The organism is Paenibacillus sp. FSL P2-0136 (genome assembly GCF_037975325.1).
Lineage (GTDB): Bacteria > Bacillota > Bacilli > Paenibacillales > Paenibacillaceae > Paenibacillus_AQ > Paenibacillus_AQ silagei.
On the sequence record NZ_CP150244.1, the window covers coordinates 4,663,802 to 4,684,811 of the forward strand.

Below are 21,010 nucleotides of genomic sequence, written 5' to 3' on the forward strand. Positions count from 1 at the left end.
ATTTCATCACTTGGGGATGCCTTTTTTCTGGTAAGATAAAAATTTATATGTTGTGGTTTAGTTACCGCCTTGGAGCAGCGGGATGAAGGGTTACCCTCCAGGTATAGGAAGGCGGTGCCGGACGATAGTTAGCGAAGAACTCTTCTCCGGCTGCGATGCCCGTCGTATACAAGGCGTCAGTCTGTGCCTGCGTGATATGAAACTCGGTGGTGGAGATGCCCAGCGTAGGGATTTTGACCGTACGAACGAATTTATCCGTCTCAATATACCGTTCATCATGCGCGGAGAGCATCGTCTCCACCATCGCCTCCAGCATGCTGAACGGCCCCGTAATATGATGCGGCTGCGGAGCCGTCTTCCCGATCAGCTGGTAGCCTATGGTTGGTGTTCTGCGCCCGGGGGACTGGAAGCCGTCCTTCTTCTCATCGAACAGCCAGAGCGGGAAATTACTCAGCACCCCGCCGTCCACCATATAGACCAGCTGCCCGCTGAACGGCTTCCCCCTTGCCGCCTCTCCGGCCAGCCGCAGGATCACCGGATCGAAGAAATACGGAATGCTGCAGCTCATCCGCACAGCCTTGGCGACTTCGAAGCTGTCAGGCTCTATCCCGTACAGCACCAGATCGTCGGGCAGCACCACAATCCGCCCGTTGGTGATATCTGATGTAATCACCCGCAGCTTGCCGCGCGGCAGATCCCGGAACGTAACAACCCTCTGCTCCAGCAGCAGGTTGCGTATCCACGCTTCCAGCGCCTGGCCTGAGTACAGCCCCTTCTTGAGCAGCACACGCAAGGCCGGCCCAACGAAGGCGGTGTTGTAGAGCGCTCCCCGCTTCAGGAAGGAGGTGAACGGTGTCCGCCGGATAATCCGGCTCATGGCCTCCCCGCTGTACCCCGCTGCCAGCAGTGAGGCAATGATCGAACCGGAAGACGTCCCTGCCACCTTACCGAAGGTGCGGCCTGCGCGTTCCGTCGCCTCCACCGCACCTGCCAGGGCAATTCCTTTGACTCCCCCGCCTTCAAATACTGCGTTAATCTCCATACATGGCAAACCCCCGTTCCATAGAATGTATTGTTATCTATGAGCACGGGGGACTATTCATGACTTAACTCTTGAAATAGAAGCTGAGCAGGCTGGCTAGCCCGTAAGGGTCACGGACCACAATATCATTCGCCCGGAAAAGGATGCTGCCAGCCACCTCATCGTATTTCTCATTATATTTGAGCTGGTTGATAATCTGATCTCCGCTCTGCCATTCCGCAGTCTGCTTGGTATCCCCTACCTTGTAGGAGGCAAGACCGATATACAGCTTAACCTTCGTTCCTTTAACCTCGTTCACCCACCAGTCCACCAGCTTATCATAACGGGCAGCGCTGAAGGAGAGGCTCCAATAGACCTGCGGGGCAACATAATCGATCCAGCCGCTCTGAATCCAGGTGCGCACATCCGCATACATGTCATCATAGGCTGACACCCCTGCTGTAGTATCTGAGCCGGTGCTGTCCGCTTTTTTGTTGCGCCATACCCCGAACGGGCTGACCCCGTAAGAAACGGACGGCTTCGCTGCATGAATCTCCTGCCCCAGCTGACGGATGAACTGGTTGATATTATCCCGCCGCCAGTTGCCTTTGCTGCTAATCCCTTGTGAATTGAAGGTCTTGAAGGCCGTATCATCGGCAAAAGCTACATTGGACGGATAGAAATAATCATCCAGATGTACCCCGTCGATATCATACCCTCTGACCACCTCCATCACCGTGTCAATAATATGCTGCCGAGCTTCCGGAATTCCCGGGTTTATGTACAGCTTGTTCTCCGCCTTGACGATCCAATCCGGATGAAGCTTGGCTACATGGTTAGGGGCTAGGCTGCTGGTAGAAGCGTCTGTCGTAGCCCGGAACGGATTGAACCAGGCGTGCAGCTGCATTCCCCGGCTGTGGGCACTGCTAACCATATAGGCCAGCGGGTCGTAGCCGGGCTCCTTACCCTGAGTCCCGCTAAGCACCTTGGACCAGGGCACGATCTGTGAAGGATAAAGTGCATCTCCAGACGGTCTGACCTGGACGAATACACTATTGAATCCGGCCGCCTTCAGCTTGTCCAGCAGGCTGTCGAACTCCTTCTTCTGCTTGTCGGGATTGCCTGCCGAAGACGTCGAGGGCCAATCCAGATTATACACAGTGGATACCCAGGCGCCCTTCATCGCCTTACTGGTCTTGGCACCAGGAATAGAAGGTACGGTTGGTGACGGTACCGTTGGTATTGGCACAGACGGCGTAGGTGGTACAGTTGGTGTAGGCACTGACGGAACTGACGGCACCGCAGGCGTTGAAGGTCCGCCGATCTCCTTGCCGGAATATAAGGAAATATGCTTCGTCGCCTGATCCCAGAGTACCTGAAGCCCAAGCTGCTCGCTTACAAACCGCAGCGGGACCATGACCCGCCCCTGTGTGATCTGCACAGAAGTATCCAGACGGACAGACGCCCCGTTAACGATGGCACTTGTTTTGCCGCTGGTCAGCTGCAGTATATTATTATCTTTGCTGATGGTTGCTGTCTTACTGGCTTGATCCCATTTCACACCGGCCCCCAGTCCCTGGCTAATCACACCGGCAGGCACCATCGTAACATTAGTACGTGTAATATACGGCGGCACATCCGGATTCAGCGTCTCCCCATCCAGTTCAATGGTGATTTGCACAGAAGCTGCGCGCACACCCGGCGTCCATACAGGCAGACATAGCATAATCACGAGCAATCCTACGATCCATTTACGGTAATTCATAATTCCTCCCAGGTCTTGAAGTTGTATTAGACAAAAAAATAGCCCTCTCGTCCTTGGGTCAGGGAGAAGGCCGTTCTTTTGTAAACGGAATCCTTCCTTAGTGAAAAAGGAACGGTATCCGTTTTGACGTAAAAAAACTGGAAAGGTTGCGCTAATCAAACAAAAAAAGCCACGTTTATGAATCGCTGGCTATCTCATGGTGAATATCGTACAAGGTCTGCACACGCGCTTCATCCCGGCGGAAATACTCCACCAGCGTTTCGATCCGGGTGATGGAATCCCAGCTCAAGTGATGCTCAATGCCTTCAACATCCTTATAAATATGCTCTTGCTGTACCCCAATAATCCCGAGGAACTCCTCCAGCAGCTGATGGCGGTCCACAAGACGTTTCCCCACTTTTTTTCCTTTGCTTGTTAGGACAAGCCCACGATATTTCTCATAGATGAGATATTCGTCCTTATCCAGTTTTTGGATCATCTTGGTCACAGAGGAGGGATGGACTTCCAGCCCCTCGGCAATATCCGAGACCCGCGCATAACCCTTCTCGTCGATGAGCTTATATATGCGCTCCAAATAATCCTCCATGCTGGGTGTTGGCATTCTAGCTTACCTCTTTTCTATAATGAGCGTAACGGTGGGACCGGGCCTTGCTCTAACAATGATACATGCTTCTGCCGCTCCTTGGCAAGTCCTGCCGGTCATCCGCTTCCCCGCTTAGTGATGTTTACCATGATTCCATTCGCCTGCGGATTGGCACAATAACGGTATCCTCATCCCGAAGGAGCGTGAAATAATGACCTTAATCACACCCGAACGCCCTCCTGCCAAAAGACAGCGCAAGCCCACCGGACTGTTCATCCCGGAGCTGGTTTTCTTCGAGCCCGATGCGCTCAATTATCCCAAAGGGGAGCGGATCATGGAATGGGTCAAGTCCCGGAATATTCCTTACCGCATGACGACCTCGCATAACCGGATTACCAATCTGCCGGGCGAGACAGAAGTCGAGCAATACAAAATCGCCAAACGGACGCTTGTGGTCGGCTTGCGTAAAACGCTCACTTTTGACCAGTCGAAGCCGTCTGCCGATTATGCGATTCCGATTGCCACCGGGTGCATGGGCCACTGCCATTATTGTTACCTGCAGACTACGCTTGGAGCGAAGCCCTACATCCGCGTCTATGTCAATACCGGGGATATCATCGATGCAGCCAAAAAATACATCGTCGAACGTTCGCCCGAAATTACGACCTTTGAAGCGGCGTGTACCTCCGATCCGCTCGGCCTTGAGCATATTACCGGCTCGCTGACGGAACTGATCGAATTCATGGCGGAGGAGCCGCTCGGGCGGCTGCGCTTCGTGACCAAATACCAGCATGTCGAGCCGCTGCTTAAGCTGAAGCATAACGGCCATACCCGTGTACGCTTCAGCGTGAACGCCGACTATGTGATCAAAAACTTCGAGCCGGCCACCTCACGCTTCGAGGAACGCATTGAGGCCGCCGGACAGATCGCCCGTGCCGGGTATCCGCTGGGCTTCATCATTGCCCCTATTATCTGGCATGACGGCTGGGAAGACGGCTACAGCGAGCTATTGGAGAAGCTGGCGCATGCCCTGCCGCCGGGGATTGGCCAAGGGCTGACCTTCGAGATGATCCAGCACCGCTTCACCAAGACGGCCAAGACCGTCATCGAGAAGCGTTATCCCAAGTCGAAGCTGGAGATGGACATCGAGAAGCGCAAGAAGAAATGGGGCAAATGGGGACAGAATAAATATGTCTACCCGGACGAACAGCAAACCGCCCTGCGCGAATTCATCACAGAGCGGATTTTTGAACATTTTCCGGAAGCGGCTATTGATTATTTCACTTAAGTCCCTAATTAGAAAATCAGCCAGCGCGGCGTGATGCCCTGCAGCCAAATCGTAATGCGGAACATCTGGTCGGTGAACAGCAGGATGCCCATGAATACCATCAGCCCGCCGCCCAGCTTCATCAGCAGGTTGGAGTATTTCAGGATCTTGCGCGCCCCGCCCAGGAAAAAGGCCAGTCCGAAGAACGGCAGTGCAAAGCCGATACTGTACGCCGTAATCATCGTAAACCACGTTCCCGGATCACTGGCTGACAACGCGATAATGGCTGTTAGAATCGGTCCGATACACGGTGACCAGCCTGCCGAGAACCCGATGCCGAAGATGAAGGAGCCCAGGTACCCGGCAGGCTTCCATCTCAGCTCCAGCTTGCGTTCCCGGAGCAGGAACTGCGGCTGGAAGACGCCCAGCAGGAAGAGCCCCATGACAATAATAAGGATCGCCGATAATTGACGGATCAGATCCCGCTGGCCGTTGAAGAATTCACCGAACAAGCCGGCTCCAAAGCCAAGCGTATAGAACACTGCCGAGAAGCCCAGAATGAACGCCAGTGTATGCGAGAGGGTCCGGAGACGGACCTCTTTGCTGTTGCTGCCGCTCTTCAGCTCCTGCACCGATAAGCCGGTAATATAAGATAGATAAGAAGGATAGAGCGGCAGGCAGCAAGGCGATATGAATGACGCCACTCCGGCGGCAAAAGCGATTCCTGCATTCAGGTTGGACACGGGCGCATCTCCTTCCATAGTCGGGGTCACTCGGGTCACTTCATGTAGCAGCAGTACAGATACAGTTATGTAGTTGGTGCTGAGGGTGGCCGGTTATCCTCCTGTTTGTTAGGCTGGCAGCCCTTTTTTGCCGATGAGGGTTAGGGTCAATAGTGCAATTAACAATAGAACAATCGTTGCTCCAGGAGCCAGATTCCATACTCCAGCAATGACCAGTCCGCCAATCACGGCAATCTCGGCAATCGCCACGGACAGAATAACCGAAGACTTGAAGCTCCGGGACAGCAGCAGACTAACGGCCACAGGAATGGTCAACAGTGCCGAGACCAGCAGCGAGCCGACAATCTTGATCGCCGTACTGATCACCAGAGCCGTTAACACCGTAATCAGCATATTGAGCAGCTTCACCGGAAGTCCGCTGACACTGGCCGCGTCCTCCTCGAAGCTGAGCAGGAAGAATTCCTTGAAGAATAAGGTTACGACGACCACAACGGCAATCGTTACGATGCCCACCACGATAAGATCAGTAGTATTGAGCGTATAGATGCTGCCGAACAGATAGCTCATTACATCTGCATTATACCCTTTGCCCAGGGTGAAAAAAAGGGAGGCCAGCGCTACACCGCCCGACATGATGATCGCAATGGATAGCTCGGCGTAGCTTTTATAGGCTTTGCGCAGCTTCTCAATCGCAAATGAGGCCACAACCGCGAAGATCAGCCCCGCCCCGAGCGGATAAAAGCCAGTCAGAAAGCCCAGCGCTACCCCGGCAATCGTAACATGCGCCAGCGTATCTCCGATCATAGACAGACGCCGCAGCACCAGAAAAACGCCGATCAGCGGCGCCGTAATGCCAATCATCAGCCCGCCGGCCAGCGCCCGCTGGAAAAAATCACTATACAGGATTTCCAAGATGATGTTCTCCTACCTTTCAAATGTGAAACCTTTTTCGATCCCTCCCAAACCCTCCCTTCGCCAAGGGAGGGCCCCAAGGGCTCTGCCCTCTGGACACCCGCTAAGTGCAATTGGCGTGGGAGGAGGGGTTGTCGCAGCTTAGGGACGTTGGTGAAAAGAGCGCTTTGCCTCCCTGCGGGATACGCTTCACAGCAGGCGGGATTTACTTACGTCCCAAGACTTTCACCTCATATATTTGACCTGCTGGCCTTATCATGCCACTCTACTATTTTATTTCCATAAATACAGTAAGGATGAAGCTGCGTTCGTAGCGAATAATCAGAGATAAGTGTAGTCTGTGCAACTAAAAACAGTAAAACGGAAGGCTTTCCTCTTCTAATTGTATTCTGTACAACTATATTTGCCCGGATGGCCGAAAATCCAGGTACGAAGGCATTTTAATTGTACGAAATACATCAAAACAGAGATTTGGCGGCGCATCTGACTATTTAGTTGTACGAATTGCAATTAACCCACCCTTTCCCCCTAATCTGGGCACGGCAAGCCCTCAGCAAGCGAGAGTTAAAAGTAATCCTCACACGTTTAAAACTGATTGCAGAATGTACAACAGAACTATCACTTTTGAGCGTATAATCAGATTCTGTTGTATTTCGTACAATTGATATTGGCAGAAAGGCTGGAAAAAGGTCCATTTCAAAAAATCTAATGTACAAGCTGCAACAGAAGAGCAAAAAGGGCAGAAATTCGTGCAATCTACTGTACAAAATACAATAGGCTGCGGTTCGAGCAGTTAAACCGTTAAATGATCAGGGTAACTATCCTCTTATCAGCCAATCTCAACGATCAGGACAACGTATGCTGCAGGTTATCGACAGCGCAGTCCTGCACATCATGCGAGTGGCGGCAGTAGAAGTTGATTTTACCGTTCTTCTGGACCGGCTCGCTGCCCAGGTAGTTCTTCATCATGTCGATATCATGCGAGACCATCAGGAAGGTCATATGATGATGGGCATGCATGTGCATGATCAACTCGAAGAATCCGGCCTGGGTCTCGGCGTCAATGCCGACGGTAGGCTCATCCAGAATCAGCAGATCCGGGTGGTTGATCAGCGCACGGGCCAGGAAGACACGCTGCTGCTGGCCGCCGGACAGCTGGCCGACTCTTTTCTCGGCAATATCCTGAATCCGCATCACTTCAAGCGCATCCTCACACTGCCGGTGCTGGGCCTTCGAGACCCGCCGGATCAGATTCTTGTTGTTATACAGGCCGGACAATACGACCTCACGGACAGTTGCCGGAAACAGCGGGTTGAACGCATTCTTCTGCGGAACGTAGCCGATCCGCTCCCAGTCCTTGAACCTCCGCACCGGCTGGCCGAATAATTTGATTTCCCCGCTGGTGGCAGGCAGCAAGCCGACGATCATCTTAAGCAGCGTAGTCTTGCCCGCACCGTTAGAACCGAGGATGCCGAGGAAATCACGTTCTTTTACCGTATAATTCAGATTCGAGATGACCTTCTGTTCCCCGTAGGAGAAGGACAAATCCTGTATTTCGATCATATGCTGATGGCAGTCCAGGGATACCGGTTGCATGTGAAGTACCGCCTTTCGCTTATACTTTCCTTATTATTGTAAGGCCAGAATGAGATTTTGCAAATTTTTCTCCATTAAGGTGAAATAATTGTCCCCGTTCTTCTGCTGGGCCTCGGTCAGCCCTTCTACCGGATTCAGCACCATCGTGGATACACCGGTCTCACTTGCCAGTGTCTTAGCCAGCTTATCAGATACAAGCTCCTCGAAGAAAATATAACGGATGCCCTCTGCCTTAACCAGCGCCGCCAGCTTCACCAGATCCTGCCCGCGCGGCTCAGCGTCAGGTGACAGCCCCATAATCGCATGCTGCGACAGGCCGTAGTCACGTGCCAGATACGAGAAGGCCTGATGAGATACGACAATCTCCTTGCCCGGCAGCTTGCCCAGCTCTTCGGTGAACTTCAGATCCAGTGCGCTCAGGCGGTCCGCCAGCTTCTGGTAGCGCTCCTCATAGCCTTCAGTATGCGCAGGATCAACGGATTGAAGACTATCCTTGATATTCTTGGCCATTACAAGCGCCGACTTCGGGCTTACCCAGGTATGCGGGTCCGTGTGCAGGCTGTCGCCATGCCCGTCTGCTTCAGCCTCTTCACCTTCATGGCCGTGATCATGCCCATCGTCTTCATCCGTTGTAATCAGCTTCACCCCTTGGCTAACCTCTACAGCCTTAGTTTTACTGTCACGGTCAAGGCTCTTGAGGAAATTAGGGACCCAGCCCTCTAGCCCGGCTCCGTTATAGAGAAACAGCTGCGCCTTGGAGGTAGCGATGATATCCTGGCTGCGCGGGGTCCAGTCATGCGGCTCTACCCCTACAGGAAGCAGGTTGATAACATTGGCATCTTCGCCGCCGATTTCGGCAGTGAATTCATATATAGGATAAAAAGTAGTTATAACGTTCACTTTTCCTTCCACAATGCTTCCGTTGCTCTTCGGTCCGCATGCGGCCAGCGACAGCGTAAGCAACAGGACAGCGGCGAGCAGCAGCCCTTTTTGCAAGCTTTTTGTAACCATTTCTCTATCGACCCCTTAAATCGTAAAATTTACTATCAGAATTATAATAGTAATCGTTACGATAAGTCAACTCCGATCTGCATTTCGTAGTCTGCAAGCTGCCTTCTACCCGGTTATCTTGGAGCAAAAAGAAGCAATCCCCGCTGCCTGTGGCCTGCGGAGATTGCTGTACAGTCATTATGCGGATGCTCTTGGCATCCTTATTTCACAATCGCTCCGTTCGGCATGCTGTCCGGAACGGTTGCAATGGTCAGCTGCTCGCCCTTGGAAGCGGCCAGGATCATGCCCTGCGACAGCTCACCGCGCAGCTTCACCGGCTTCAGGTTCACAATGCAGATCACCTTGCGCCCCACCAATTCCTCCGGTGTGTAGAACTTCGCAATGCCAGATACCACCTGGCGCTGCTCATAACCAAGATCCAGCTGCAGCTTCAGCAGCTTATCCGCTTTCTTCACCGGCTCGCACGCGATGACCTGGGCGACGCGCAGCTCTGCTTTGGCGAAATCGTCGATGCCGATTTCTTCCTTATGCTCCTCTTCCTCCGGATCGGCTGCCGCCGCCTCCGGAGTCACAGCAGCCGCTGCCGGCGCCGCCTCTGCAGCGGCCGGCTTCCCGGCTCCCATCGCTTCGGCGATGTACGCTACTTCCTGCGCCACATCCAGGCGCGGGAAGATCGGGTCGCCCTTCACCAGCTTAGTACCTGCTGGAATCAGGCCGAAGGACCTGCCGCTCTCCCAGGTGGTCAGCTCGCCCGGCTGAATGCCCAGCTGCTCCCAGATTTTCGCCGGAGCGCCGGTCAAGAACGGCTGGAGCAGAATGGACGCAGTGCGCAGTCCCTCCACCAGATGTCTCATCACCGAAGCCAGCTCCCCGCTACGGCTCTCTTCCTTCGCGAGTACCCATGGCTGGGTCTCGTCAATGTATTTATTCGTCCGGCTGATCAACGCGCCGATCGCAGTCAGAGCTACGGAGAATTCCATTTTCTCCATCGCTTCTTCCACCTTGGCGTAAGTGCTCTGCACCATTGCCTCAAGCTCACCGTCAAATGCGGTAACCTGACCGGCATAAGCCGGAAGCTCGCCGCCGAAATATTTCTCCACCATCGCCCCCGTCCGGTTCAGCAGGTTACCAAGATCATTGGCCAGATCGTAGTTAATCCGGTCCACGAAGCTCTCCGGCGTGAAGGTTCCGTCCGAGCCGAAGGGAACCTCGCGCAGCAGATAATAGCGCAGGGCATCCAGACCGTAGCGGTCAATCAGCGTCACCGGATCAACCACATTGCCCTTGGATTTGGACATCTTGCCGTCCTTCATCAATAGCCAGCCATGTGCGAATACCTTCTTCGGCAGCGGTTCGCCGAGCGCCATCAGAATAATCGGCCAGTAGATCGTATGGAAGCGGACAATTTCCTTCCCGACAATGTGTACATCTGCAGGCCAGTACTTGTCATACAGGCTGCGGTCCTCCGAGCCATAGCCAAGGGCCGTAATGTAGTTGGTAAGGGCATCGATCCACACATAGACTACATGCTTCTCGTCGCCTTTCACCTTAACGCCCCAGTCAAAAGTCGTACGGGATACAGCCAGATCCTCCAGACCCGGCTTGATGAAGTTGTTAATCATCTCGTTCTTACGGGATTCCGGCAGGATAAACTCCGGGTTCTCTTCGTAGAACTTCAGCAGGCGGTCAGCATACTTGCTCATGCGGAAGAAGTAGCTCTCCTCCTTGACCAGCTCCACCGGATGACCGCTGTCCGGACTTTTTCCTCCGGTAATCTTGCCGTCAGCATCTCGTTCAATATCCACCAGCTGGGTCTCGGTGTAGAAGGTCTCATCCGAAATACAGTACCAGCCTTCGTACTCCCCTTTGTAGATATCCCCCTGCTTCAGCAGGCGGTCAAAAATATCCGCAACCACCTTCTTATGGCGCTCCTCCGTGGTACGGATGAAATCATCATTCGAGATGTCCAGCTTCTTCCACAGATCCTTAATGCCGACTACAATCCCGTCCACGAACTCCTGAGGGGTCTTTCCGGCCTTGCCGGCCTTCTCTTCAATCTTCTGCCCATGCTCGTCCGTTCCGGTCAGATAGCGCACCTCATAGCCGCGCAGCCGCTTGTAGCGGGCCATCGCATCACCAGCTACCGTAGAATACGCATGCCCGATATGCAGTTTGTCGCTCGGATAATAGATCGGTGTTGTCAGATAAAAGGTTTTGTTCTCACTCATTACTTCATCATCCCTTCGTTATCCCTAATCGTCCATTTCACACAAAAAACTCCCGCCCCTATATGGGGCGAGAGTAAACTCACGCGATACCACCCAACATTCCCCGGCTCCTCACAGAGCGCAGGCTTCGTCAGTTCCTTAACGGAACTGTCCATTAACGCTGGAACACGCCGTGCGCTTACGCAGGCCCCGGCTTCAGGCCTTCCGCTCGAACACAGTTCCTCCCGGACCATATTCAATCTGGCGTCCCATACCGGCTCCCAGCAGCCCCGGCTCTCTGTGATGGTGTCCATATCTACTTATCCGTTCCTCGGAATATCACTTATTATTCAAAATATACCCATCCCAGCGGCCTGTGTCAAGTCGTATGCAGCGGCTTGTCCCCGGATGGCTGCTCTTTGCGCGGCGGCACCGGGTCAAGACCTCCCGGATGGAAGGGATGACAGCGGGCGATCCGCCTGGCAGCGAGCCATGAGCCCTTAAGCGGCCCATGGACCTCAATAGCCTCCAGCGCGTAGGCCGAACAGGTCGGGTAGAACCGGCAGGTGGCGGGCTTTAGCGGCGAAATGAACTTGCGGTAGACCCGGATAGGGGCCTGTACCGTTCTTCGTAAGCTAGCCATACTCAGCGTCCCTCTTTGCTGCGGACTGCCCCAGCCGGCTCTTCTTCTCTTCCCTGCTCACAATCCTTGCAGTAGCCGAAGACCTCGAATTTATGCTTGACCACCCGGAACTGATCCGGCGGGTCGGTTAGATTCATCGGGCAGAATTGAATCGGGTACGTCTTCATGCACTGCAGACAAATCATATGGTGATGATGGTGATCCTGACTGCAGCTTGCCTTGAATTTGACGCCTTCTTCAAATACAATCTGCTCCAGTACCCCCAGCTCCTCCATAACGCGCAGGTTACGGTAGACTGTATCGAAGCTCAGCCCGCTATACTTGCGGCCCATATGCTCATATACATCCTTCGCAGACAAATATCCCGTATTCTCGCCGAATAATTTGGCAAGCGTCTTGCGCTGATCGGTGATTCGCAGCCCCTGCCCCGACATGGCTTCCAGGATTTGATCTGTCGACAGCATTCGCTCATCTCCCATAACATTAGATCGTTTGTGTTGCACTCTCTTTATAATGCCCCAAAAGCACTGCCCCGTCAATAAAGGTGCCTGTTGCCTCCCCGCATCCAGATACTTGCGGAAGAATACAAAACGGCAGCCGCCCCCTCAGGAGCGCTGCCGTTTGTATTGTAGAGAAATTATTTTTTCGCCGGAAGCGGGGTGAAGACAAAGTTAACGGGCAGGTTGCTGCCTGAGGCGACGGAGAACACAATCTCCACACGCCCTTCATATTCTCCGGTGCGGTAGATGACAGCATTCGTGTCTGAGGATAAGCCTAATACGCCCTTATTGGGCAGGTTCACCATTGTACCGTTTACGATCAACGGCCCCAGATAAGGACCCCCGCGCGGATTGAAGGTGATCAGCGTGTTTGCTGCAACACGATCCAATACGATTTTGTACAGTACCCCGAAGTTACCGGCGTTAGAAACATATGTTCCATTCATTGGATCAAGGCCGTCCAGGTTTTTGTCCATTTTATTGTCGCCCAGAAGCAGCTTGCTTTGCGTGGTACCCACCAGATCGGTCACGTTCATGACGCGGGTAGAATCGGGGAAGGTTCCCCGGGTATGCACGCCGTCAATGTCAAGAACCGGCAGATAAGGCAGCTCGGCGACAGGATCTTTGCTCTGCTCCACCATAACTACATTATACTGAATCGGCAGATCACTGAACAGGTCTGCGCTCAGCGACATTACGTCTTTGGGCTTCATGGCGATTTTGTTCAGGTCTGTCATAATCGGAAGACTTTGCCCCGGCTGCAGGGTAATTTGCGATTGGGCCAAGCCGGTAACCATGGAATTGAAATATTTCTCCATCGATACTTTTCCAGTATATTCCGGTGAGGTCACCGGTCCGGCAATTCCTAGATATTGGATGTTAATAGTTGTCGGATACAGGTTGTTATTCGTTGCAATCACATAGAGCTTCTGTCTGGTAGCCATATTGTTCATATGATGCACCAGGAAGCGCGTATTGCCCACTGAACTCTCCCGGTACAGTACACCTTCCGTCTGAACGGTCTCCGGGCTGTTACTGCGGATCAGGGTGTAGCCTTCGGACGACAACGTATACGGCAGGTTAGGGAGCGCCGGAATCATCCCGCCGTCCAAACTGATGATATCCCCCGGAATGGTGAACAGCTTCGTTACTTCATCCTGTGTATAGAGTTGTTCATTCGTGATTGTAATCATCTTCTCAAAAGTACTGCTAAGACCATGCTTGTCCGTAACCGTCAGCTGAATGGACAGCGGTCCCGGGGTGAAGTATGCCAGGGAACGATTATTCCAGGTTGCGGTCAGCTCTTCATTCTCAGGATCATAGCTGGTATCGGTCAGGATGACCGGCTCACCCATTTTGTATTCTTCTTTATCTGTTGTGAATTGGGCTACTGGCGGCTGATTAGGCTGCAGTACCTGAATGGTTACCGGATAAGGGTCACTCCACATGTTGTTGGCATCCCGTACCGAATACATAACCGTATAGAAGCCCGGCTGATCATAAATATCCTGCTTGTTGTCGCTCCAACGTTCTTCAACAATCGGCGTACCGTTCGGGGAAGAGCTGTAGGTTACATAATTCACAGTAGTCTCACCAGCATAGATTTCTTTGGGCTGAACTGTGAAGGAGGCAGTCGGCTTTGTATTCAGCGTAAGAATAACCCGCTTCTGCACATTGTCTACGGTATAAGGAATATTAAGTGCATAGGTAATGGACGTTAACGGAATCATGAAGGTGCCTTTGAACTGGTAAGCCGGTCCCTTCATAGTGAACTTGGTACCATTGACGGTATAGATTTTGCTGTCGGTCTTGAACCGCATAATGCTGGTACCCTTGGTCACAATGACCTCTTTGGTTTTGGCGTCATAGGTGAAGGCAACGCCGACCATTTCCACCATTGCGCGGATCGATACGTAGGAAACGCCGTTCTTGACTGCCATCGGCTGATTGGCGGTGTAAGGCGTTCCGTTTCTGAACATCTTGTTGCTGTTCATCATCAGAATAAGCTGGCCTGCCCCTGCAGCAGAGGTAGTAGTCATACTTGGCGTTACAGGCGTATCCGTTAACGGAGTAGCCGTAGGCATAACGGCATCAGTCGGCACAGTACCGTCCACAGGAGCAGCTGTTGCACCTGGAACCTCAGTAGCGGCCGGAGCCGGAGTCTCTGTTACTGCTGGAATGCCTTGAACCGGTGATGCTGTAGGAACAGGTGCCGGTGTTGGGGTCGGTATTACTGTGTCTGCCGGCGGCAGCGGGTCCGTTGACCCGGGCTGAAGCTGTGTGTCAGCGGTGTTTGCCGCTGCGTTAACGTTCTGAGGTGTTGCACTCTCTGTGCTGACAGGCGCGGCCCAAGCCGGAACGGCTGCAGCGGCTTGCGATACAGCCAGTACTGCCACTAAAAATACTTTTTTCAAATTCATTGTACGACTCCTTCTGCTCCCATTGTAGTGTATAAGGCAAGTATCTTTATTGCTTTCTCTTCACCTTATATTCCCCGTAAAAACGGGAACCGTCCTCTTCAGGACGGCAGCATATTTTGCCACGTTCATTTTACAAAACATAGTATTAGACGCAAGCAACGGAGAAAAGTTTCATTCTGTGTAAAGAAAGATCAATATAAATCCAATTAGCTCCATTATTAATGGGGTGCCCCCACCTGTCACCAGGAGAGTATAATAGTAGCAGACTTCATGTGAAAGGAGTATTTAAGCTGAAATGAATCCATCTGAAGGGTTATACAAACTTATCGACGCCCGCTGTGTTAATCCGGCTGGATCTGAATCTGAAATACATAAGTCAGACAGGCATACCCTCCTCATAGGAATTAAAGGCAGCGGCGAAGTTGAAGCTAAAGGCTATTGCTTTGAATTCGGTTCTTGCGATGTACTGCTGCTGCTCCCTGATACACCGTGGCGCTTGTTAGTGAAGGAGAAGAACTCTCTGGAATACTGCTGTTTTACCTTTGATGTGTATACTATGGACGGACAGCATACGCTTCAGCGCGGAGAGCTGGAGGCCGATATTTTCCCGCCTGCCCATTGGTCTGAAGCGTTAGCCAAGACTGACCTGATCTGCACTTGCTTGCAGGGCAGCAGCTGGGACAGAATGGAGTCATCTATCCGTTTCCAGGAATTGCTGCTTCAGTTATGGAGACCAGACAGTCCGGAGACTAAGCATCGCACTCCCTCAACTGCAATAATTGACCAGTCCAAGGCCTATATAGATAGTCATTTCGGGCAGCCCATGACCAGAGAAAAGCTTGCCGAAATGACAGGAATGAGCGTTGCCCATTATTCCCGGCTGTTCAAAAAACAGGTGGGCCGGAGCCCGATGGAATATCTGAATTCTGTCCGCATTCGTCATGCGGGTGATTTGTTGCTCCGCTCTGAAATGACTCTCCGTGACACAGCGCACCATGTAGGCTATCAGGATGAGTTCTATTTCAGCCGTAAATTCAAATCAGCCATTGGTATTTCACCATCTGTATATGTTAAAAAACACCGTATGTCCACTCGAATTGCCTCCATGGCCCATCCCTATACCTCTCATTTGCTGGCATTAGGTTTAACGCCTTATGCGGCATTGATTAATAATTCACGCGGATCTGCTTATAGCTTGAATAACGTTATCAGCTTGGGGCATGATCAGCCCGACCTCGGCAGACTGGCAAATTCCCGGCCGGAGCTGATTATCAGCTTCGAACATTCAGATTATGCGGAACCGGACAAAGCAGGCTTGTTCCCCCATATTGCCCCAACGTGTACCGTGCCATTTGAAGGGGATTGGCGTGAGCATCTCCGGATAATTGCGAGAGCGGTGAACCGTCTGGAGATCGCCCGGCAGTGGCTTGAGGCATACGAAGAGCTGGCTGAGAGTCTTCGGCTCAGTGTCAGAGAAAAGCTTAAGGACGAAAAAGTTGCTGTGGCGCAATATGAGAACGGGTGCTTCCGCCTGTTCGGCAACCGTAACTTGGGTACCGTGCTGTATAAAGATTTGCAGCTTGAGAGACCCCGGCAATTACTGAATGTAGAGCATTCCATTCTTCTTACTCCAGATCAGCTTTCGGAATGCAGCATTGACCATCTGATTCTGTTTACATCGGGTAACTCCGCACAGCGTGATTTGATCCATCGTTCGCTAGCTTCACAAGAAGCATGGAGGGAGTTAAATGCCGTACGAAAAGGAAACGTCTACGAGGCCGCTGATTCAAGTCTCTATTCCTGTTACACCTCGCTGGCCCACGATTTATTTCTGCGCCGTTCAAGCGATTTGCTCCTGAGCCATATGTCCAGGCGATGAGCATTTTTGTCCATGGCACCCACCTATGCCACTCCTTATAATTAAGTTGTGATAATGATTATCAAAATCAATTACGAAAGGTGTGTGGCTTGTGTTTCCTTATACTCGAAAGTTCAAAGACAAATTTAGCCGTGGAGTCATCGGCCTGCTTGGAGTAATAATGCTGGGGCTTGTCGTTGGATGCAGCAACAGCGGGAATAATGGAGGTTCGGCGGTTGCCGGTTCCACCTCTCCAGTACCTGCCAAGACGGCTGAAAATACGGATACCCGTATCATCTCAACCATTAAGGGAGATATTGAAATTCCGGCACATCCGAAAAAGGTTGCGGGCATGCTTTATGTTTTTGCTGACCATCTGCTGGCACTTGGAATTGAACCTCATGCAATGGTTACATACAACGATTTGGGATTCCCCCAATACCTGTCAGACCAAATGAAGGATACTATCGTTATTGGCTCAGGAGAAGCACCTAACTTAGAAGCACTGCTCGAAGCGGAGCCGGATCTCATTCTTGCTTCTAAGACACTGAACGAAGCGAACTATGAGCAGCTATCAAGGATTGCGCCAACGATACTTTTCGACAATGAAAATGAAGATGATTGGACCCGATTCCGGCAAACGGCAGAAATCTTCGGAAAAGAAACTGTGGCTGATCAGGTCCACGCCGATTATGAATCAAAGATAGCTGCGGTAAGGAACGAATTGGCTGCCACTGCTGCCACTGAGACTGTCGCCTATATGCGAATACAGGACAAGCAATTGCAGCTGATTCAACCGGGAGATAATTTTACGCTCTTCGGCCCTCTGGGACTAACCCCCGCTTCCACAGAAGGTATAGATTTCAAGGACTCATGGAATGTAGCCATCTCCGAAGAAGTACTTCCCGAGCTGAATCCTGACCGTATGTTCATCATTCTTCGTCCAGGTGACAGCAATCAGACGGCTCTGGATAATATTATGAGCACTTCAATCTGGGCCAACCTTACAGCTGTCAAGAACAAACATGTGTATATCGGTGATGCAAATCTGTGGTTTGCCGGCTATGGCCCAATCGGACTAAGCAAGGTTATCGATGAAATCTCGAATGCCTACCTGCCGGAATCGTGAGGGACGAGCCATGACTCCCACTCCTGACAGCCTGCTCATACGAACGATACGCGACAGAAGAACCATACAGGAATTTAATGGAATGCCCATTGCCCGGTGCACACTGCTCAACTTGCTGGACAATGCGGTATGGGCACCTTTTCATTCCAAAAAAGAGCCTTGGCGATTCATCCTGTTCACAGGGGAGGGCCGGACAATATTTGCCGACGCTGTTCTGAAGACACGCCCGGAAGCATTCGTTCAACATTTCGGTGCACAGATACATGATACGTATTGCAGGCGGATTCCGGTCCACCTCATCGTGATCATGCATAGCGCCCTTCCTCCAAAAGCCTGGGAGGAGGCCCTGGCAGCAACTGCCGCTCTGATTCAGAACATTCAGCTGCTGGCCTGGGAACAAGGAATCGGTGTGGTATGGAAGACCACTGCTTTTAATGAAGATTCCTCATTTCGGTCAGCAGCAGGTGTAACTCCTAACGAGAAAATCGTTGGCACCTTGCATATGGGATATTTCGATCCCGAAGACAAGCCTGCTCCAAAACCGCGTACTGCTGCTGTAGACTTGCTGACTGTTATAGAAGGCAATCATTCGGATAATTGTTGACAAGAGATCGTGGTCGGTTCCTGCTTTAAAAAAACAGAGGGCTGTCCCGCAAAGCCATTTCACGGCTTTGTGGGACAGCCCTAATTACTGAAAAAGCAGACTTACTGTGCTTCAGCCGTCCTGAACCTGCTGCGGTATTCCTTGGGGGTCATTCCCGTCTGCTTCAAGAACACCTTGGTGAAATAACGGCGTTCCTGATAACCGACGCCCGAGCTGATGGCCGTGATGCTCTTATCACTGCTGGCGAGCATGAATTTGGCAGCATCAATCCGCTGCTGGGTGACATACTCCACGAAAGTCACCCCGAAGCGGTTCTTGAACAGCAGGCAGAAATAACTGCTGCTGATGCCTATCGTATTCGCCACCTCATCAATGCCGAGATCCGCATGGAGGCGCTCTGTAATGAACTGTGCGGCCTGATTCATCAGCTGCTCCGGTGTTTTTTTGACAGGATCGTCAGCCACAGGCACTTCCTGAAACAACGGGATGCTGTTGTACAACTTATCCTTATACTGCCTGCTGCGAATCCGCGAGCCAATCTCCCTCACCTTGTCGCCAAGCTCCCCATAATGAATCGGCTTGCAGATATATTCCTTCACACCCAGCCGGATCGCTTCACGCGCATAATCGAATTCCTGGTAGCCGCTGAGCAGCAGCACTTCGCTCTCCAGCCCCATCTCGCGCAGCTTGCCGATGAACGTCAGTCCGTCCATTACCGGCATACGGATGTCACATAGCACCAGATCCGGCGGCTGCTCCTCAGCAAGGCGCAGCGCCTCCATGCCGCTGCGGGCCATCCCCGCAACCTCCATCCCCATCTCCTGCCAGGGCAGCACAGTGTTGAGATTGCTCAGAATAGGCGCTTCATCGTCAACCAATAATACTTTTAGCATAATGGCCTTCCCCCTGCCCGTATTTCGGAATGACGCACTGGATGATCGTTCCTTCCCCAGGACTTGCACATATGAAAATCCCATATCTGTCGCCGTATTCGATCCGTATCCGGTCCGCAACACTTCGTACACCCAACCCTCGCCGCTCCAGATGAATGCCCTGCCCAGGCTTGCCTTCCGGCTGCTGCTCTGCCGCGTCATTCACCATGTATTGAAACATCGATAGCTGAGACGGGGTCATCCCGATTCCGTTATCCTGTATCCGCAGCACCAGATTGCCTTGGGTCTCCCACACCTTGACACTCACCAGACCCTTATACCCGATCCCTTCAAAACCATGCTGAATACTGTTCTCCACCAGCGGCTGGAGCGTAAGCTTCAGAATCCCGCAGCCCAGCAGCTCTGGCGGAATTTCAAGCTCATAATCGAACAGATCCTCGAACCGGAACTTCTGGATATCCAGATAATTGCGCAGATGCTTAACCTCTTCCTCCAGAGTAATCTCATCCCTGTCCTGAATGCTGATCCGCAGAATACTCGCCAGCCGGTAGACCATCTCACTGACCTTGCGGCCTTCATTCTGCACAGCCAGCACATTGATCGATTCCAGGGTATTGAACAGAAAATGCGGCTTGATCTGGGCCTGCAGCACACGCATTTCCGCCTGATTCTTGCGCTGCTGCTCCACATGAACCCGGCTGAACAATGTATTGATTTTGTCCATCAGATCATTGAAGCCTCTGGCCAGCAGCGTCATCTCGTCGTTGCCCTTCTCCTCGACACGGGTAGTAAGGTCACCGTCCTCCACCCGGCGCATGAAGCGCACGATCACAGCAATCCCGCCTGTAATCCGGTTCATGAAGAACAGATTGAAGATGACAGCACCCAGGAGGCACAGGAACATCACTACGACGAACCAGCGGGCGAACACCGTCACCTCATGAGACAACGTATCCCAAGAAGTGATGGAGACCAGACTCCAGGGATACTCCTTGAGATGGTAGACTGACAGAATGCTTTTCTCGCCGCCGAACTGCGTCTTGAAGCTCTGAAAGCCGGGCTTAAACGTAATCTCCTTCGTGGTGAAGCCGCGGAAATCCTGCCCGTCCAGCTGCCTGTCCGGGTCCAGCAGAATCATCCCGTCATCGTTAACCAGCATGAAGGACACCTTCTGGTCGGTGCCGCCAATCTTAAGATTGCGAAAAATCGACTCGAACTCCCAGTTCTTGATCTGCACCACCAGAATGCCGATATTCTGAAAGAAGCTAAGCTCCTTAATCAGCCGGATTTGCGTAAATACAGCCTCCGTCCCGGTCAGCTCAGGGTACTCATGCGGGGCCAGCCATTTCGGAACCCCGTTCAGCTTCATGACCTCCTGGTACAGCTCGCTGCCTTTGAACTTATCATAAGGCAGGGTGCGGAAGTTCTCCTTGTTGAAGACCGACACGATCTCTGAGCTGCCTTTACCGTTGAAATTATACAGGAAAGCATAGCTGATTGACGGATGATTATAGAGCAGACTGCGGAAATTGCGCTGGCTGGCATTCAGGCTGAGCTGCTCGGCATCGGTTAAATCCTGCTTGGAGGGATCATCCGCGCTGAGCGCCATATGAAAGACCGAGGTGGCAATTCCGTTGTCAGTCACATTGTCCATATCCTTGAGCACATTAGAAATGCTGTAGCTGATCGCTTTGAGCGAATATTCGGACTGCTGGCTGTATTTCTTCTCAATGGAATTATAAGTCACGAAGAACATAATCATGCCAAGAATGAACAGCGGAATGATAATCAGGCCTAAGAATGCCGTAAACAATTTGTAGCGCAGATTCATCGGCTGTTGCTCCTGACATGATTGATA

General features: G+C 52.2%; 17 protein-coding genes. 4 read left to right on the forward strand and 13 right to left on the reverse strand.

Translation table 11 applies throughout. The features are described from left to right. Nucleotides 1–61: 61 nt before the first annotated feature. From NYE26_RS19985 to mntR, 3 genes are all read right to left on the reverse strand, one after another. Complete coding sequence (locus tag NYE26_RS19985; protein ID WP_339249541.1) at nucleotides 62–1,042, reverse strand: patatin-like phospholipase family protein; 981 nt, start codon at nucleotides 1,040–1,042, stop codon at nucleotides 62–64. Nucleotides 1,043–1,106: 64 nt separating this feature from the next. Then, nucleotides 1,107–2,786 carry a family 10 glycosylhydrolase gene (locus tag NYE26_RS19990; protein WP_339249543.1) on the reverse strand — a complete coding sequence of 560 codons (1,680 nt, stop codon included), beginning with the start codon at nucleotides 2,784–2,786 and terminating at the stop codon, nucleotides 1,107–1,109. Nucleotides 2,787–2,961: 175 nt separating this feature from the next. After that, nucleotides 2,962–3,387 carry a transcriptional regulator MntR gene (gene mntR, locus NYE26_RS19995; RefSeq protein ID WP_036698430.1) on the reverse strand — a complete coding sequence of 142 codons (426 nt, stop codon included), beginning with the start codon at nucleotides 3,385–3,387 and terminating at the stop codon, nucleotides 2,962–2,964. Between the two features lie 193 nt (nucleotides 3,388–3,580). On the opposite strand from mntR, the gene splB reads away from it, so the two are divergent. Continuing rightward, entirely contained in the window at nucleotides 3,581–4,657 is a 1,077-nt protein-coding gene (splB, locus tag NYE26_RS20000) for a spore photoproduct lyase (protein WP_339249545.1), read from the forward strand. An 8-nt stretch (nucleotides 4,658–4,665) separates the two neighbouring features. Here splB and NYE26_RS20005 read toward each other — a convergent pair whose 3' ends face one another. From NYE26_RS20005 to NYE26_RS20040, 8 genes are all read right to left on the reverse strand, one after another. After that, a complete protein-coding gene (locus NYE26_RS20005) occupies nucleotides 4,666–5,379 on the reverse strand; it encodes a cytochrome c biogenesis protein CcdA (protein ID WP_036698435.1) in 714 nt (237 codons plus the stop codon). Between the two features lie 108 nt (nucleotides 5,380–5,487). After that, nucleotides 5,488–6,291, reverse strand: a complete 804-nt coding sequence (locus tag NYE26_RS20010) for a metal ABC transporter permease (RefSeq protein ID WP_339249548.1) — start codon at nucleotides 6,289–6,291, stop codon at nucleotides 5,488–5,490. Between the two features lie 846 nt (nucleotides 6,292–7,137). Then, on the reverse strand, nucleotides 7,138–7,887 hold the full coding sequence (locus NYE26_RS20015) for a metal ABC transporter ATP-binding protein (protein WP_036731897.1): 750 nt from the start codon (nucleotides 7,885–7,887) through the stop codon (nucleotides 7,138–7,140). A gap of 33 nt (nucleotides 7,888–7,920) precedes the next feature. After that, nucleotides 7,921–8,898, reverse strand: a complete 978-nt coding sequence (locus tag NYE26_RS20020; RefSeq protein ID WP_339249551.1) for a zinc ABC transporter substrate-binding protein — start codon at nucleotides 8,896–8,898, stop codon at nucleotides 7,921–7,923. A 200-nt stretch (nucleotides 8,899–9,098) separates the two neighbouring features. After that, entirely contained in the window at nucleotides 9,099–11,126 is a 2,028-nt protein-coding gene (gene metG, locus NYE26_RS20025) for a methionine--tRNA ligase (RefSeq protein ID WP_339249553.1), read from the reverse strand. Between the two features lie 358 nt (nucleotides 11,127–11,484). Continuing rightward, complete coding sequence (gene yidD / locus NYE26_RS20030; RefSeq protein WP_339249555.1) at nucleotides 11,485–11,748, reverse strand: membrane protein insertion efficiency factor YidD; 264 nt, start codon at nucleotides 11,746–11,748, stop codon at nucleotides 11,485–11,487. Between the two features lie 2 nt (nucleotides 11,749–11,750). Next, on the reverse strand, nucleotides 11,751–12,212 hold the full coding sequence (locus NYE26_RS20035) for a Fur family transcriptional regulator (RefSeq protein ID WP_076079914.1): 462 nt from the start codon (nucleotides 12,210–12,212) through the stop codon (nucleotides 11,751–11,753). 173 nt (nucleotides 12,213–12,385) lie between these two features. Beyond that, entirely contained in the window at nucleotides 12,386–14,668 is a 2,283-nt protein-coding gene (locus NYE26_RS20040; RefSeq protein WP_339249557.1) for a stalk domain-containing protein, read from the reverse strand. 295 nt (nucleotides 14,669–14,963) lie between these two features. On the opposite strand from NYE26_RS20040, the gene NYE26_RS20045 reads away from it, so the two are divergent. The 3 genes from NYE26_RS20045 to NYE26_RS20055 all read left to right on the forward strand — a co-directional run bounded on the left by NYE26_RS20045 (nucleotide 14,964) and on the right by NYE26_RS20055 (nucleotide 18,259). After that, nucleotides 14,964–16,547 (forward strand): helix-turn-helix domain-containing protein, encoded by a 1,584-nt coding sequence (locus NYE26_RS20045; protein WP_339249559.1) that lies wholly within the window; start codon nucleotides 14,964–14,966, stop codon nucleotides 16,545–16,547. Nucleotides 16,548–16,638: 91 nt separating this feature from the next. After that, the gene (locus NYE26_RS20050) at nucleotides 16,639–17,655 is read left to right on the forward strand and encodes an iron-siderophore ABC transporter substrate-binding protein (RefSeq protein WP_339249561.1); all 1,017 of its coding nucleotides are present in this window, start codon (nucleotides 16,639–16,641) and stop codon (nucleotides 17,653–17,655) included. Between the two features lie 10 nt (nucleotides 17,656–17,665). After that, nucleotides 17,666–18,259: a nitroreductase gene (locus NYE26_RS20055; protein ID WP_339249563.1), complete on the forward strand. Its 594-nt coding sequence runs from the start codon at nucleotides 17,666–17,668 to the stop codon at nucleotides 18,257–18,259. A 101-nt stretch (nucleotides 18,260–18,360) separates the two neighbouring features. Here NYE26_RS20055 and NYE26_RS20060 read toward each other — a convergent pair whose 3' ends face one another. Continuing rightward, complete coding sequence (locus NYE26_RS20060; protein WP_339249565.1) at nucleotides 18,361–19,152, reverse strand: response regulator; 792 nt, start codon at nucleotides 19,150–19,152, stop codon at nucleotides 18,361–18,363. Further along, nucleotides 19,130–20,983 carry a sensor histidine kinase gene (locus NYE26_RS20065; RefSeq protein WP_339249568.1) on the reverse strand — a complete coding sequence of 618 codons (1,854 nt, stop codon included), beginning with the start codon at nucleotides 20,981–20,983 and terminating at the stop codon, nucleotides 19,130–19,132. Before NYE26_RS20065 ends, NYE26_RS20060 begins: the two co-directional genes overlap by 23 nt. Nucleotides 20,984–21,010 lie beyond the last annotated feature (27 nt).